A 14,618-nucleotide genomic window follows, 5' to 3' on the forward strand; every position below is an offset into this window, starting at 1 on the left:
TAAAGGAGTGATATGATGCCTGAAGAGTTTCCACGAATTAAAAGACTTCCACAGTACGTATTTGCAGTAGTAAACGATTTAAAGGCAAGGTTAAGGAAAGAAGGAGAGGATATTATAGACCTTGGTATGGGAAATCCAGACTTGCCACCAGCTCCTCATATAATAGAAAAGCTGTGTGAATCTGCAAAAAAGAAAACAACTCACAGATACTCAATGTCTCAAGGAATACCAAGGCTTAGAAAAGCTATAACTGACTTTTATAAGAAAAGGTACGACGTAGATCTTGACCCTGAAAAAGAAGTAATAATGACGATAGGTTCTAAGGAAGGTTTGGCTCATTTAATGCTTGCAATGCTTGAACCGGGAGACATTGCAATGGTTCCAAGCCCAAGGTATCCTATTCACTACTACGCACCAGTAATAGCTGGAGCAAGTGTTTTAACTGTACCTCTTCCCTTAGAAGGGTCTGACAGTGAAAAGCAAGAACAGTTTCTAAAAAATATATATGAAACTTACGAAGACTCTTACCCTGAGGCAAAAGTCCTTATTCTCAACTTTCCTAATAACCCTACAACTATGACTGTAGATTTAGAATTTTTTAAAGAGATAGTGGCCTTTGCTAAAAAGAAAAACCTTTGGATAATCCACGACCTTGCCTATGGTGATCTTTGTTATGATGGATACAAAGCACCAAGTATTCTACAGGTAGAAGGTGCAAAAGATATTGCAGTTGAAACCTACTCTATGACTAAAGGCTTTTCAATGGCTGGGTGGAGAGTTGCCTTTGTTTTAGGAAATGAAACACTTGTATATAACCTCAAAAGACTAAAAAGCTACCTTGATTATGGAACATTTACACCAATTCAAGTAGCAAGTATAATAGCCTTAGAAGGAGATTACTCTGTTGTAGAAAAGGCTAGAGACACTTACTCAAAAAGGTTAGATATATTAGTAGAAGGACTTAATAAAGCTGGATGGCCTGTAGAAAAACCCAAGGCTACTATGTTTCTTTGGGCAAAAATTCCAGAAAAGTTTAGACATCTTGGTTCAATAGAGTTTAGTAAACTACTTTTAACAGAAGGTAAAGTAGCCGTAGCTCCCGGAATAGGTTTTGGAGAACACGGTGAAGGCTATGTTAGATTTGCAGTAGTTGAAAACGAAAAAAGAATAAGACAGGCAATCTCAAACATCAAAAAGCTTATGAAAAAGTACTGATGATACTTTACATCTTAAAAAGACTTCTCCAGATGATCCCTCTTATAGTAGGGATCACTTTTCTTTCTTTTGTTATCATCCAGATGGCTCCTGGAGATTACTTAGACCAGCTGAGAATGAACCCTCAAATATCTGAGTCTACAATTGAGAAACTAAAGCAAACTTACGGATTAGACCAACCTATCCTTATTCAATACTTTAAATGGCTTTCAAATGCATTACTATTTGACCTTGGTTTTTCCTTTAGTTATAACATGCCTGTTTTAGACCTTATAAAAGATAGAGTGCCTAACACTTTATTTTTATCGATTACCTCTGGATTACTTGCGTGGCTACTAGCAGTTCCCTTAGGAATAATAGCTGCTTTAAGGCCTAACTCTATAATAGATAGGTTTATACAGGTATTCTCATTTACATTTATGTCTTTACCTTCTTTCTTTTTAGCTTTTTTACTTTTGTTTTTTGCTGTAAAGACTGGTTTACTTCCAACTGGAGGAGCTACAAGTCCGGGTTATGAAAGTATGCCTTTTTGGGAAAAGGTTTTAGATAGACTATGGCATGTTAGTCTTCCTGCTTTTGTCCTTGCAATAACTTCTTTGGCAGGGTTAGTAAGGCTTGTTAGAAGTGCAATGATTGAAGCTCTACAGTCAGAGTACGTTCTATTTGCAAGGGCTAAAGGTTTAACTGAAAAACAGGTCGTACTAAAACATGCTTTGAGAAACGCCTTAAACCCGTTTATAACTATACTTGGTTTTGAAATAGCATCTTTGTTATCTGGAGCTGCTTTAGTAGAGATTATTGTAAACTGGCCGGGAATGGGTATGCTTATGCTTGATGCTGTTTTATCTCAAGACTTGTACCTTGTAATGGGTGGGCTTTACATAGGTTCAATAATGCTTATTATAGGAAACCTTATAGCCGACTTACTTCTTGCAAAATTAGACCCAAGAATAAGACAGAGAGAAGTTGAAGGAATACTAAAATGAAGGAAGTTTTTAAATATATCAAAAAAAATAAATTTGCTTATATCTCCCTTTATATATTAGGTATATTTTACTTTTTAGCTTTGTTTGCAGACTTTATAGCACCATACCCTTACGATATTCAGCACAGAGACACTCCTTACCATCCTCCTACCCAGATTCACTTTTTTGATGAGAAGGGGAATTTTCATTTAAGACCATTTGTTTACAAGTATGACTTTGTTGACCCTGTTTTTAAAAGTTATAAAGTAAATTACGATGTAAAATACCCAGTAGAGTTTTTTGTAAGAGGACATGAGCATTACTTACTTGGTTTTATAAAAACAGATTTACATCTTTTTGGTGTAAAAGAGGGGAAGATTTTCCTTCTTGGAGCTGATAACTTAGGAAGAGATATATTTTCAAGAATGCTTTACGCATCGAGAATATCTCTATCTATCGGTATAATAGGAGTTTTACTTTCTTTTACTATAGGAGCTGTTATAGGTGGAGTGGCTGGATACTTCGGTGGAAAAGTTGATAACATTCTTATGAGGTTGTCTGAGATAGTGATGTCTTTTCCGGGGTTTTACCTTATGCTTGCTTTAAGAGCTGTTTTTCCCATAACTTTATCTTCTGTAGAGGTGTTTTTACTTATAGTTGTGATACTGTCTTTTGTTGGTTGGGCTGGACTGGCAAGGGTTGTAAGAGGTATGGTCTTGTCTATAAGAGAGCAAGAGTATGTTTTAGCTGCAAAGTCTTACGGAGCTTCTTCTTTTAGAATAATAGCAAAACATATACTACCAAACACTTTTTCTTACTTACTAATTGCTGCAACTTTATCAATTCCGGGATACATACTGGGAGAGAGTGCACTTAGTCTTTTAGGACTTGGAATACAAGAGCCTTACGCAAGCTGGGGTAATATGCTTTCCTCTGCAAGGAGTATAACCGCTATATCCTCTTACCCTTGGATACTTGCTCCGGGTGTTGCAATATTTTTAACAATACTGGCTTTCAATTTACTTGGAGATGCTTTAAGAGACGCCTTAGACCCAAAGCTTAAGAGGTTGATAAAATAGGTTAGATTATCTAGGAAAGTATGAGTAGAAAGGGTAGTGGAGACATTCGGCTCGGTAATAATGCAGATACTTTGATAGAAGATTATAAATCTGTCCTTGAATATCCTCCTGAACTGCCCGACGCATATTCTCACCACAACTATTGGATGCTAACTGATGTAAGAGATGCCATAGAACGCTTAGGATTGAGTGAAGATGAAAGAGTAAAAGCTCTTGATATAGAGCTCCTTAAGAGGCTCAAAAAGTACGGACCACCTGCATACAGAGAAAAAGAAAGACCTGATTACTGGTGGTGGCATCTGGACGACATCTATAAAGGCACTTATCCGGAAGAAAAACTCCCCGGTCATCTTAGAGACTGGAATAATGGCAAAAATTAAAGAAATACAGCTTATTACAAAACTGTTATTAACTACCGAATTGCTGTTGTCGTCCTATCGAAAATGGCAGTTTTTGAGTCTCAATTAGAAGGGGTTAATTGAGTTAATTGAGTTAAGTGATTGAAAAATAATCACTGTCGATCTCCGGGGATTTTTGCAGGATCAAAGGTCGACAGGAAAATTGCTATTTCAGTTGCATTTTTTGGAAAAGTGTACTATAATGTCTAATAGTTGATAATAAAGGATTTGAACCTTGACAACCGAATAAGCTAAAAGAAGGGTTTTTAGAGTGCCTATAAGGAATTGAAACTCATGTAAATCTCTCAATTGTCACTTGAGAATAGCATGTTTTTAGAGTGCCTATAAGGAATTGAAACTTGCGTTCAAAATTCGCAAACTATTGAATACTACTGGTTTTTAGAGTGCCTATAAGGAATTGAAACCGCGGTTTTCAAGACTATTGAAAAAATCAATAGAGGGTTTTTAGAGTGCCTATAAGGAATTGAAACTATACTTTAGGTCTATTCCGTTTTTTTCTGTTGAAAGTTTTTAGAGTGCCTATAAGGAATTGAAACGTTGTTCTATCGGAGCTTTTAGTTCAAGCTGTACCAGTTTTTAGAGTGCCTATAAGGAATTGAAACAAACTTCAATTAGCTGGAGTTTTAAATGGTTTAAATAGTTTTTAGAGTGCCTATAAGGAATTGAAACATTTTTGATATGTAAATTGTAATATAAGATTAGTTAGTTTTTAGAGTGCCTATGAGGAATTGAAACTTGTTGTTTCTGTGGGTTCTTTCCCTGTCCTGTTGGGTTTTTAGAGTGCCTATAAGGAATTGAAACCGTTCAATACAGGGTCGTCGTATGCATTCTGATGCGGTTTTTAGCGTGCCTATGAGGAATTGAAACTTATTCTTGCTGGTTTGCGAGCTTCTTTAAGGAGCTCGTTTTTAGTGTACCTATGAGGAATTGAAGGGATTTTTCTGAAGGTGTTGCATAAAAAAGGAAAATTTGTTATACTTTTTATAACTTTTTTAAAGACTTTGACAAGTGAATAGGTAAAGCCCGCTTAAATTTTTGAGGAATAAAGAAATTTTGCTATTTGATATTAGGTATCATTTAGTTTTGCATCGTGAAAACAGAAAATATATTATTGTAATATTCAAGTAGTGATGCGGGTAAAAGTGGGAATATAATAGAAAATATATTTGCATTATGTGAGCTACGATGCAATTAACCTCAATTTGCGAGCGGTTAACGAAAACAAAAACTACCTGCAAAGTAGCGTCATTACTTGATTAATGGATTTTTTTATTTTTTAAAATTAACGGGTTTTTTCCCGACTATGAGGGAATTGAAGTTCTATAGACACGAGCTAGCGATTGCTGGTAATCTCGTTTTTTCCCGACTATGAGGGAATTGAAGGGTATTGCCGTCTAGAATATTTCACTCCCCACATTTGTTTTTTCCCGACTATGAGGGAATTGAAGGTGTTGTTTATTGTATACGAGATTTTTCCAGTGAAGTTTTTTCCCGACTATGAGGGAATTGAAGGATTTTAGCAAGGCTTTTGTATGGTAAGAAGATAGAACTTGTAATAGATGGAACCATAGTGGACATAGCCAATGTAAACAGGGCGAGGACACAGAAGATAAGGAGGGTAAGAGGGAAGGTATGGTGGGCAAAGAGGAGAAGGAAGATAGTTCGGAGAGACAATGGGAAGGTAGTGGAGTTTGAGGAGGTCAGGTATGGCATGTTGATGATGGTGTTATGTGATAGGTGGGGAAGAGTTTATGATGTGTGGATAAGCTTTGGAAGTGTGCATGAGGTTAGGGCATTTAGGGAAAGGAAGAGAAGGAGTTTATGGTTTAGGGAGCTTGTGGAGAATTGTGTGGTGTATGGTGATAGGGGTTATAGGGGTTGTGAAGGTGTGATTGTGTGTGGTAGTAGGGAGATGAGGGCAAAAAGGCAGGTAGTGGAAGGTGTTATAAGTCAGATAAAGCTTTTTAATGCTGGTAGTGGGTGGAGGACTTTAACTTGTGTGCTTGTGTATGTATATGCTTATGCTATTGGATATAGCTATTATAGGAGGGGTGAACTTGAGGTCTAATTTCTCACCCGGCGTATTGCTTTTTATTATAAAATATTCCAAGTTATGAAGCTATTATTATTGTTGTTTGGTTTGTCCTGGAGTATAACGGACAGTGCTGTTCTAATTGTTTACATATTACTCTTGATCTTTTTAAGTGTAAAAATAGGACTTAAGAATTTTCGGAACAAAGATTCAATCAATTTATTTATATTATTACTCGCTTTGTGGAGGGTAATAACCTGCTGGATAAAAGGTGTTGTGTCTATAAATATTCTTAGCAAGAATGTCAAGTTTCTTTTTGATGTTTCCCCTATTTTTGTATTTCGTTATGCCAAAGTGGAGCACCAATTTGGTTATTTATTTTACTCATTCATACTTTCCTTATCTTTAATAACTGCACTGTCTATTCTTGAGTTTTTAGGTGTTGTGGATTTAGGTTTCTTCCAGGGAGGATATTTGCAGGCTTTTCATAGAAATCATATAAAATCTGGGTTTATCTGGTCCTTAGCTAGTTTACTATCCCTAGTTTTTACAATAAAGATGAACAAAAAATTTATCATATTCGTGCCTCTCCTTGTAACAGGCTTGCTGTTTACCCAATCCCGAAGCTACTATTTGGGATTTTTGGGAACAGCCTTTATAATTCTGATCCTTGTGGGATTTAAACGCTCTTTTAAATACTCTATGTTTGCTATTAGCTCTATAATTTTTACGTTTGGTTTAATTTATTTAATACCAGAGGTAAGAAGTAGATTTTTAAGTATATTCACGAATATACAAGCAGAGTGGAGTATTAAATGTAGGCTAATATTTTTAGAAGAAGGGCTTAAAATAGTTGAAAAGCATCCTGTATTTGGCATAGGCTTTGGTCAATGGCCTTCGTATTTTTCTCAGATAAACCAGATATATAAGTATCCTTGTCCAAACTATCATGTGCACAATATTTTCATTCATGAGCTTGTAGAAACCGGTCTGATAGGGCTTATTTTGCTTATACTAATCCTTGTAATTATTGTTTATAAGCTTTTAAATGCTTATTTCCAATTAGATATAAAGAATAAATTCGGAGAAGCACTTATACTTTCTGGAATAGCTGCCATATTTAATCTGATAATAGGTGGGCTTTTTGAGCCTGATTTGGTAAAAAGTGTGGTACTTATTCCTACCTTCACGGTGCTTGGTTTTGCGCTTGCTGAAGCTGATAAATTAACCCGAGTTGCTACCTACAGGTCATGACTATAACCTTAAGGTAAAACCCCTGTAAAGATTGAAAGCGAGAACAGACAGGAGGACTTTAAGAACAATACCATCCTTAGTAGGTGCATAAGGTCTCAATCCTAAAAACCTGTAAATCACACTGAAGATACTCTCTATCAGCCTTCTGGCATGCCTTTTGAAGTACTCAATCCACTCTCCCTCATACCTGTTCTCCCCAACCCTCCTCACAGGATTTAAACATATACCTTCATTTGCCAACTCATCCTCAAAACTGTAGTCAACATACGCCCTATCCCCTATAACTTCATGACCTCTCACTCCCCAAAAGCTCATAACAGCCAATCCTTCAAGGTCGTGCAACCTACCCTCAAGCAAGTGAACCTCTCTGAATAATCCTCTATCATCAATAAGAGCGTGTAGCTTGAATCCAAAAAAGTACTCCCTCTTGCTGGGTATATATCCTCTATATTCCTCTCCCTTTAAAACTCTTGCCCTCGGTATCCTGATATTCTCACAGACCTTTATAGGTTTGCTGTCTATGAAGTATCTCTTGGGACTCCTACCTGACAGCCCTATCTTTCTAATTATTGTCCGCAGGTAGGGTTCAAGCTTGTGTAGTCTTCGTGAGAACCTTGATAGAGAAGGTACATATGGGAACAGATACGCCGAGTGAGAAATTCCCTTTAAGCTAAACCTTCCATATCAATAAAAAGACAGCAGGGCTACTATAATAGTAGCCCTAAAAACCATCGGAGGTTTTTACCATGGAAATTATACCACCTTACCTACGCATCTACCAACAAATCCTCAAAGACGTTTTTTCCCGACTATGAGGGAATTGAAGTTCTATATTTGTTATTGTTCAAAAAGACGGATATGGGTTTTTTCCCGACTATGAGGGAATTGAAGCACGCTGGATAAGAAAAGGGAAAAGGACATCAGGACGTTTTTTCCCGACTATGAGGGAATTGAAGCAGTCTTAATTATTATAAAACTGATACAGAAGATAATGTTTTTTCCCGACTATGAGGGAATTGAAGGTAAACTTTCACTTCTTCGCTTTTTGTTTCTATTAAGTTTTTTCCCGACTATGAGGGAATTGAAGTTTGACGAGAAAATTGCATCTCTCTATACCTCTGCGGTTTTTTCCCGACTATGAGGGAATTGAAGGTAGATAGTATTACAGTTTTGTATAAAGCCATTTTGTTTTCTCCCGACTATGAGGGAATTGAAGAAAACGCGAATCTTACTTTCTTTTGAGAAAGGGATTATTCTCTCATCTTCAAAGATTATCAACTACCATCTTAACGAACTCAAACACTCATCGTATAATATTTAGATTAAAATTTTTTAATTAGGAGTGATTTAATGCATCAAGGGATAGTTATTTTAGACTTTGGCTCGCAATACACACAACTTATAGCAAGAAGAATAAGAGAGCTTCACATTTACAGTGAAATACTTCCTTACAACACACCAGTTGAAGAAATACTAAAACACAACCCAAAAGGAATAATATTCTCTGGTGGTCCTGCCTCTGTGTATGAAAAAGATGCACCAAAACCCGACGAAAGAGTTTACGACTTAGGACTACCTATACTTGGTATATGCTACGGACTACAACTTATAACTCATCACTTTGGCGGTGAAGTTGTAAAAGCAGACAAACACGAGTATGGAAGAGCCGAAATTCAAGTTTTAAACCATGAAGATTTATTCTACGAAATTCCTGAGTTTACCCACGTTTGGATGAGCCATGCAGACAAAGTTGTAAAACTACCACAAGGTTTTGAAGTCCTTGCAAGGTCTTTTAATGCACCTTATGCAGCTGTAAGGAATAAAGAAAAGAAAATCTGGGGTGTTCAGTTTCATCCGGAAGTAAGTCATACCCTTTTAGGAAAAGAGATTCTTAAAAACTTTGCAGTTAGAATATGTGGCTGTAAACAAGACTGGACTATGGGTAACTTCCTTATGGAAGAGATTGTAAAAATAAGACAGACTGTCGGTAATAAAAAAGCCATATGTGCACTATCTGGAGGAGTAGACTCATCAGTTGCAGCTGTTTTAGTTCATAACGCCATTGGAGATAACTTAACTTGTATATTTGTTGACAACGGATTACTTAGAAAAGGAGAGAGAGAACAAGTAGAAAAAACATTTAGAGATAACTTCCATATTCCTTTAATAGTAGTAGATGCAAGGGAAAGATTTTTAAATGCTTTAAAAGGTATAACTGACCCGGAGCAAAAAAGAAAGATAATAGGAAACCTCTTTATAGAAGTATTTGAAGAAGAGGCCAAAAAGCTAAAAGATGTAGAGTTTTTAGTCCAAGGGACCTTGTACCCTGATGTTATAGAGAGTGTGTCTGTGAAAGGACCTTCTGCCGTTATAAAAACTCACCACAATGTAGGTGGTCTTCCAGAGAGAATGAACTTAAAACTAATTGAACCTTTAAGAGAACTTTTCAAAGATGAAGTGAGAGAGCTTGGAAAAGAACTTGGTCTTCCTGATGAGATAATATACAGACAACCATTTCCGGGTCCGGGTCTTGCTATAAGAGTGATAGGAGAAGTAACTCAAGAAAGTCTTGATATACTTAGAGAAGCCGATGCAATAGTTTTAGAAGAGATTAAAAAAGCCGGATTATACAAGGACCTATGGCAGTCATTTGCCGTTTTACTTCCAATCCATACAGTAGGAGTTATGGGAGATTATAGAACTTACGAGAAAGTTATTGCAGTTAGAGCTGTAGAAAGTAGTGATGGTATGACAGCTGACTGGGCAAGACTTCCCTACGACCTGTTGGATACAATTATGAGAAGGATAATAAACGAAGTAAAAGGTGTAAATAGGGTAGTGTACGATATATCTTCTAAACCACCTGCAACGATAGAGTGGGAATAATTTGAAGATAGGTTTAGTGTTATCAGGAGGAGCTGTAAGGGGGCTTGCCCATGTGGGCGTCCTCAAAGCCCTTGAAGAAAAAGGCATAAAACCCGACTTTGTTTCAGGGGTAAGTGCAGGCTCTATTGTAGGTGTGTTTTACTGTAGTGGCTACACTCCAAAAGAGATGGAAGAAATAGCCCTTAAAACCAACTTTACAACTATGATAAAACCATCTCTATCAAAAAAAGCTTTTTTCAGTTTAGACAGTATTGAAGACTTTTTAAAAAAGTATATTCATCACAAAAAGTTAGAAGAGTTAAAAATACCTTTTTATGTTACCGTAACTAACCTAAACACTGCTAATGTAGATTTTTTTAGTGAAGGAGATTTAATAAAGATAATAAAAGCTTCTTGCTCTATTCCTGTAATGTTTAAACCTGTAAAGATAGGAGAGTACTATTACGTTGATGGTGGAATTATGAATAACCTACCTGTAGAACCTTTACTTGATAAAACCCAGTACATTATAGGCAGTGAAGTAAACCCATTCTTACCAGAAGAAAAAGATTTTAGTAATGTTATCTCCATAGGGATAAGAAGTTTTTATCTTGCAGTTAGGTCTAACATAGAGTCAAGGAAAAACTACTGCAACCTTTTTATCCAACCACCAGACCTTGTAAAAATCCCTCTTTTTGCAACATGGAAATCCAAAGAAGCAATAGATATTGGCTATAACTACACAAAAAACTTACTTAAAGATTTAAATCTTTAAACGTTCCTTCTTTAATTAATTTACCGTTTTCAAAAAACAAGATTTTATCACACTTTTCTAACGTTTTTAATCTGTGGGCTATAATGAGGACTGTTTTATCAGAAAAATAAGTGTATATACTATCCATAACATACTTTTCTGTTTCTATATCTAAAGCAGAAGTCCCTTCATCTACTATAACTATCTCAGGGTTTTTTAAAAATATCCTTGCTATAGCAATTCTCTGTCTTTCTCCACCAGATAAACTACTACCTCTTTCTCCTACCATCATTTTTATTCCGTCTTTATGTTTAAAAACAAAATCAGCTTTTGCAAGATTTAAAGCTTTGATAATCTCTTCTTGAGTTGCATCAGGTTTTACTATCCTGAGATTATTTTCAACAGTATCGTTAAAGATAAAGACATCTTGAGATACAACCGCTATCTTTTCCCTTAAAGATTTAATACTGTAATCTTTAAGTTCTTTATCGTCTAAAAGTATCTTTCCTTCATAGTTTCTATAAATTCCATAAAGTAGTTTTACAAAACTGCTTTTTCCACTACCTGTAGGACCCACAATACCTACCTTCAGACCTTTTTTAATTTCTACATTTACATCTTTTAATATGTAGTGGCTATCTATCTTTAAACTAACATTTTCATATTTTACTTTTTCTTTTAAAGTTTGGAAATTCTCTCCTTTTTCTTCTTCTTGAGGTAAATCTAAAACAAATAAAATTCTTTCTACAATGGGAGTTATAACCTTCACTTGAAGTAGTCCCCTTTGAAGTATCTGAAGGGAGTTAACAAGTATCAGTAAAGCAGATAGAAAAGAAAATAAAGCACCAGTTGTTAATTCTCCGTTTATTATCCTTATTCCACCGTAGAGTATTATCCCAGAAGCTGCAAAGTAAGATGCAACTTCAATTGACGAGAGAAAAAAAACATCGTAAAGAGCACTTTTTCTCTGATTTTTAAAAAAGGTTTGGTTTATCTTTTCAAAGATGTTAAGTATAAACTCTTTTTTAAAAAGTTTAACCGTTTCAAGTCCTGATATAACTTGATTTAAAAATTGGGTATACTCTGATGCAGACTCTTGAACCTTTTGAGAGTACTTTTTTCTTTTATTCCCAAAGTAGTTAAAAGATAAAGCAAATAAAGGAGTTGCCACTAAGAATATAGTAAACAACTTCCAGTCCATATATACAAGAACAAAAACCATTGCAACTACTGTAAAAATCTGGGTAAAAAGATCTATTCCTAAAAATATCATAGAGTTTCTAAAGGCTTCTACATCGTTTGTTGCTCTACTTAGAATATCTCCATACTTTTTCCCTAAAAATGCCGTAAAATCTACATTTATAATTTTTTTGAATATCTCTTCTCTAATGTTTTTTACTACTTTGGCAAGGGCAAGGGGAAATAGGTATTCTTTTAAGATAAAACCAAGTTGTTTTAAAATGGCCAGTCCTAAAATTAAGAGGATTATAAATTTTAACTTTTCTAAATCTTTTTCTATAAAAACTTTATCTATGACATCTTTTACAATAAGAGTTAGTCCTGATAAGCTTGCAGCTTCTATTAAACTTCCTACAAGTGAGAAAAAAAGTAAAACCCAGTAAGGTTTAAATCTTTGGTAAATAAATCTTAAAGCTAAAATTGCCAGCTCCCAAAAGTTATATTAGAGTGTAGATAATATATCACAAGATTTGATTTGATGAGAAGAAGAGATAACTCCCCTGCGTAAACAGGGGAAGTTAAAGGGTTATTTCAATAAGTTAGCTACAGCTTGTAAAACTTCGTCGTAGTTAGGCTCTTCTGTTATTTCTGGAACTATTTGTTTGTAAGTAACAGTTCCATCTTTGTCTACTACAAATACAGCTCTTGCAAGTATTCCTTTTAATGCTCCTTCAGCTATTAAAACTCCGTACTTTTCCATATCTCTGTATCTAAAGTCAGATGCAACAGTGATATTTCCAATGTTGAAAGACTCACAGAATCTTTTTTCTGCAAATGGTAGGTCCATAGATACAACTGTCACGTCAACATCGTATCCTGCACACTTTTCATTGAAAGTTTTTGTTTCTTTTTCACAAACAGGTGTGTCTAAAGATGGAACTGTGATAATGACTTGAACTTTTCCTTTTGCTCCACCTATTCTTTTTTCTGATAAATCAGATGCTACTACTACAGCTTCTGGAGCTTTGTCTCCTACGTTGAGTTGTGGTCCTGCTAATGCCACAGGATTTCCCTTTAAATTTACTGTTGTTGCCATTACAACACCTCCCAAAAAATTTGGTTATAATTTTAACGGAAGCTTGGTTTAAGTAATATGATAGTAATCAAAGTTATTTTTAATAATTGACAGAGTTTTCTCAAAGTGCTATCTTATTAATATATGGGGACGTAGCTCAGTTGGGAGAGCGCTTGCATGGCATGCAAGAGGTCGGGGGTTCAAGTCCCCTCGTCTCCATTATTTAAAGCACACCACCTAAAGTTAATCTTTTTATCCTAACTGTAGGTTGAGCATCACTTACAGGAGCTCTCTGTCCATCTTTTCCACAAGTTCCAATAGCCCATCCTAAATCGTATCCAACAGCATCTATATCCATTAAAGCTTGAGGTCCATTACCTATTAAAGTTGCTCCTTTTATAGGGTATGTTATTTCTCCGTTTTCTATTCTGTATCCTTCTATTATCTCAAATACAAAGTCTCCGTTGACTGTGTTTACCTGTCCACCACCCATTTTTACTACGTATATACCGTCTTTTGTATCTTTTATTATATCTGATGGGTTATCTTTTCCTGCATCTATGTAAGTGTTTGTCATTCTAACAATTGGTATGTTTTTATAGCCGTCCCTTCTTCCGTTTCCGGTTGACTGTTTTCCTTCTTTCATAGCAGTTAACCTATCGTACATATAACCTACTAAAACTCCATTGTCTATTAAAACTTTCCTTTGAGCAGGAACGCCTTCATCATCAAAAGTAAAAGAGCCATTTTTACCTTTTAATGTTCCATCGTCTATAACTGTAACAAGGTCTGAGGCTACTTTTTGTCCTAATTTTCCTTTATAGACTGATAAACCTTGATTTACAAGGTCTGCTTCTAATCCGTGTCCTACAGCTTCATGAATCATAGTTCCACCAGCATGGGAAGACATAACAACGGTAAAACTTCCAGCTGGTGCAGGTTTTGCTTTTAGTCCTAAAACGGCTCTCTCAGCTGCCTTTGTAGCTACATAGTCAATAACATCTATAAAATCTTCGTTAAACAGTTCGTATCCTACACTTCCACCAGTTGCTTCATAACCCCGGTATAAAGAAGTTCCATCACTTGCTATCGCTTCAACAAAGAATACAACTCTTACTTGATGGTCTTCTACAATTTCTCCTAATGAGTTTATGATTAGGATGTCTCTTTTTACATCTCTTAGCGTTACTGAGACTTGTTTTATTCTTTCATCGTATGACCTTGCTATTTCGTTTGCCCTTTCTAATATATCTTTTTTCTTTCTTATATCAAACTCATCTGGGTCTATTAAAACCTCTGTTTTACCTACATAATGGCTTTTTCCTACTGCAATTTTTCCTTCTCCTTCATATTTAGCCAAAGTTTTTGCAAGGTTTAAGAGATTCTCGTAGGTTAAATCACTTGTGTATCCATAGTTTGTTTTAAAGTTTTTTATAAGCCGTAAGCCTACACCAGTATCTCTTCCACTGTTGACTTTTTCTATCTTGTTATCTTCCAAGTTAAGTGTTAAACTTTTTAAATCTTCAAAAAATATCTCTCCGTACTCTCCTTTATCAGCCATTAAAGCTGTAAGTATGTATGGTGCTTTTTCTCTGATTAGCTCTTTCATATTTCCTCCTTATAAACCTAACAAGAATACTAATTCTTCCTTATAGTAAATATTGTACTGCATTTAATCCTTTTTTATCTAAAAATATGTAAAAAACTTTAATTTTAAAGCTTTTCAAAATTATTTTATTATTATACTCTTTTAATACGTTGAGTGAGAAATTAATGCCATA

The 14,618-nt window shown here is 35.4% G+C and carries 12 protein-coding genes, 1 tRNA gene and 1 CRISPR repeat array; of the genes, 9 read left to right on the forward strand and 4 right to left on the reverse strand.

Going from position 1 to position 14,618, the window contains the following annotated elements; all coding sequences use genetic code 11:
• Positions 1–15: 15 nt before the first annotated feature.
• From SULAZ_RS05275 to SULAZ_RS05300, 6 genes are all read left to right on the forward strand, one after another.
• Positions 16–1,215: an aminotransferase class I/II-fold pyridoxal phosphate-dependent enzyme gene (locus tag SULAZ_RS05275; protein ID WP_012673667.1), complete on the forward strand. Its 1,200-nt coding sequence runs from the start codon at positions 16–18 to the stop codon at positions 1,213–1,215.
• Positions 1,215–2,201: an ABC transporter permease gene (locus tag SULAZ_RS05280; protein ID WP_012673739.1), complete on the forward strand. Its 987-nt coding sequence runs from the start codon at positions 1,215–1,217 to the stop codon at positions 2,199–2,201. The genes SULAZ_RS05275 and SULAZ_RS05280 overlap by 1 nt, the downstream gene beginning before the upstream one ends.
• Positions 2,198–3,259 carry an ABC transporter permease gene (locus SULAZ_RS05285; protein ID WP_012674697.1) on the forward strand — a complete coding sequence of 354 codons (1,062 nt, stop codon included), beginning with the start codon at positions 2,198–2,200 and terminating at the stop codon, positions 3,257–3,259. The genes SULAZ_RS05280 and SULAZ_RS05285 overlap by 4 nt, the downstream gene beginning before the upstream one ends.
• A 20-nt stretch (positions 3,260–3,279) precedes the next feature.
• The gene (locus SULAZ_RS05290; RefSeq protein ID WP_041675851.1) at positions 3,280–3,639 is read left to right on the forward strand and encodes a hypothetical protein; all 360 of its coding nucleotides are present in this window, start codon (positions 3,280–3,282) and stop codon (positions 3,637–3,639) included.
• 1,567 nt (positions 3,640–5,206) lie between these two features.
• Positions 5,207–5,746: a hypothetical protein gene (locus SULAZ_RS08925; protein WP_041675853.1), complete on the forward strand. Its 540-nt coding sequence runs from the start codon at positions 5,207–5,209 to the stop codon at positions 5,744–5,746.
• 45 nt (positions 5,747–5,791) lie between these two features.
• Positions 5,792–6,964, forward strand: a complete 1,173-nt coding sequence (locus SULAZ_RS05300; protein WP_083758893.1) for an O-antigen ligase family protein — start codon at positions 5,792–5,794, stop codon at positions 6,962–6,964.
• Here SULAZ_RS05300 and SULAZ_RS08830 read toward each other — a convergent pair whose 3' ends face one another.
• A complete protein-coding gene (locus SULAZ_RS08830) occupies positions 6,965–7,624 on the reverse strand; it encodes an IS982 family transposase (protein WP_083758894.1) in 660 nt (219 codons plus the stop codon).
• Positions 7,625–7,761: 137 nt separating this feature from the next.
• Positions 7,762–8,180: a CRISPR direct-repeat array (repeat unit 29 nt; unit sequence GTTTTTTCCCGACTATGAGGGAATTGAAG).
• Positions 8,181–8,314: 134 nt separating this feature from the next.
• On the opposite strand from SULAZ_RS08830, the gene guaA reads away from it, so the two are divergent.
• Entirely contained in the window at positions 8,315–9,850 is a 1,536-nt protein-coding gene (gene guaA, locus SULAZ_RS05310) for a glutamine-hydrolyzing GMP synthase (protein WP_012673904.1), read from the forward strand.
• A gap of 1 nt (position 9,851) precedes the next feature.
• Positions 9,852–10,604: a patatin-like phospholipase family protein gene (locus SULAZ_RS05315; RefSeq protein WP_012674166.1), complete on the forward strand. Its 753-nt coding sequence runs from the start codon at positions 9,852–9,854 to the stop codon at positions 10,602–10,604.
• On the opposite strand, the gene SULAZ_RS05320 is transcribed toward SULAZ_RS05315, so the two are convergent.
• Positions 10,585–12,249, reverse strand: a complete 1,665-nt coding sequence (locus SULAZ_RS05320; RefSeq protein WP_323145365.1) for an ABC transporter ATP-binding protein — start codon at positions 12,247–12,249, stop codon at positions 10,585–10,587. The two genes, SULAZ_RS05315 and SULAZ_RS05320, sit on opposite strands and share 20 nt — an antisense overlap.
• Before the next feature lie 99 nt (positions 12,250–12,348).
• A complete protein-coding gene (tpx, locus tag SULAZ_RS05325) occupies positions 12,349–12,858 on the reverse strand; it encodes a thiol peroxidase (protein ID WP_012673470.1) in 510 nt (169 codons plus the stop codon).
• Between the two features lie 125 nt (positions 12,859–12,983).
• Here tpx and SULAZ_RS05330 point away from each other — a divergent pair.
• Positions 12,984–13,056: transfer RNA gene (locus SULAZ_RS05330), tRNA-Ala, on the forward strand.
• Positions 13,057–13,060: 4 nt separating this feature from the next.
• Here SULAZ_RS05330 and SULAZ_RS05335 read toward each other — a convergent pair.
• A complete protein-coding gene (locus SULAZ_RS05335) occupies positions 13,061–14,446 on the reverse strand; it encodes a TldD/PmbA family protein (RefSeq protein ID WP_012675069.1) in 1,386 nt (461 codons plus the stop codon).
• Positions 14,447–14,618: the final 172 nt, after the last annotated feature.

This window comes from Sulfurihydrogenibium azorense Az-Fu1, assembly GCF_000021545.1.
In the GTDB taxonomy this organism is placed as follows: Bacteria; Aquificota; Aquificia; order Aquificales; family Hydrogenothermaceae; genus Sulfurihydrogenibium; species Sulfurihydrogenibium azorense.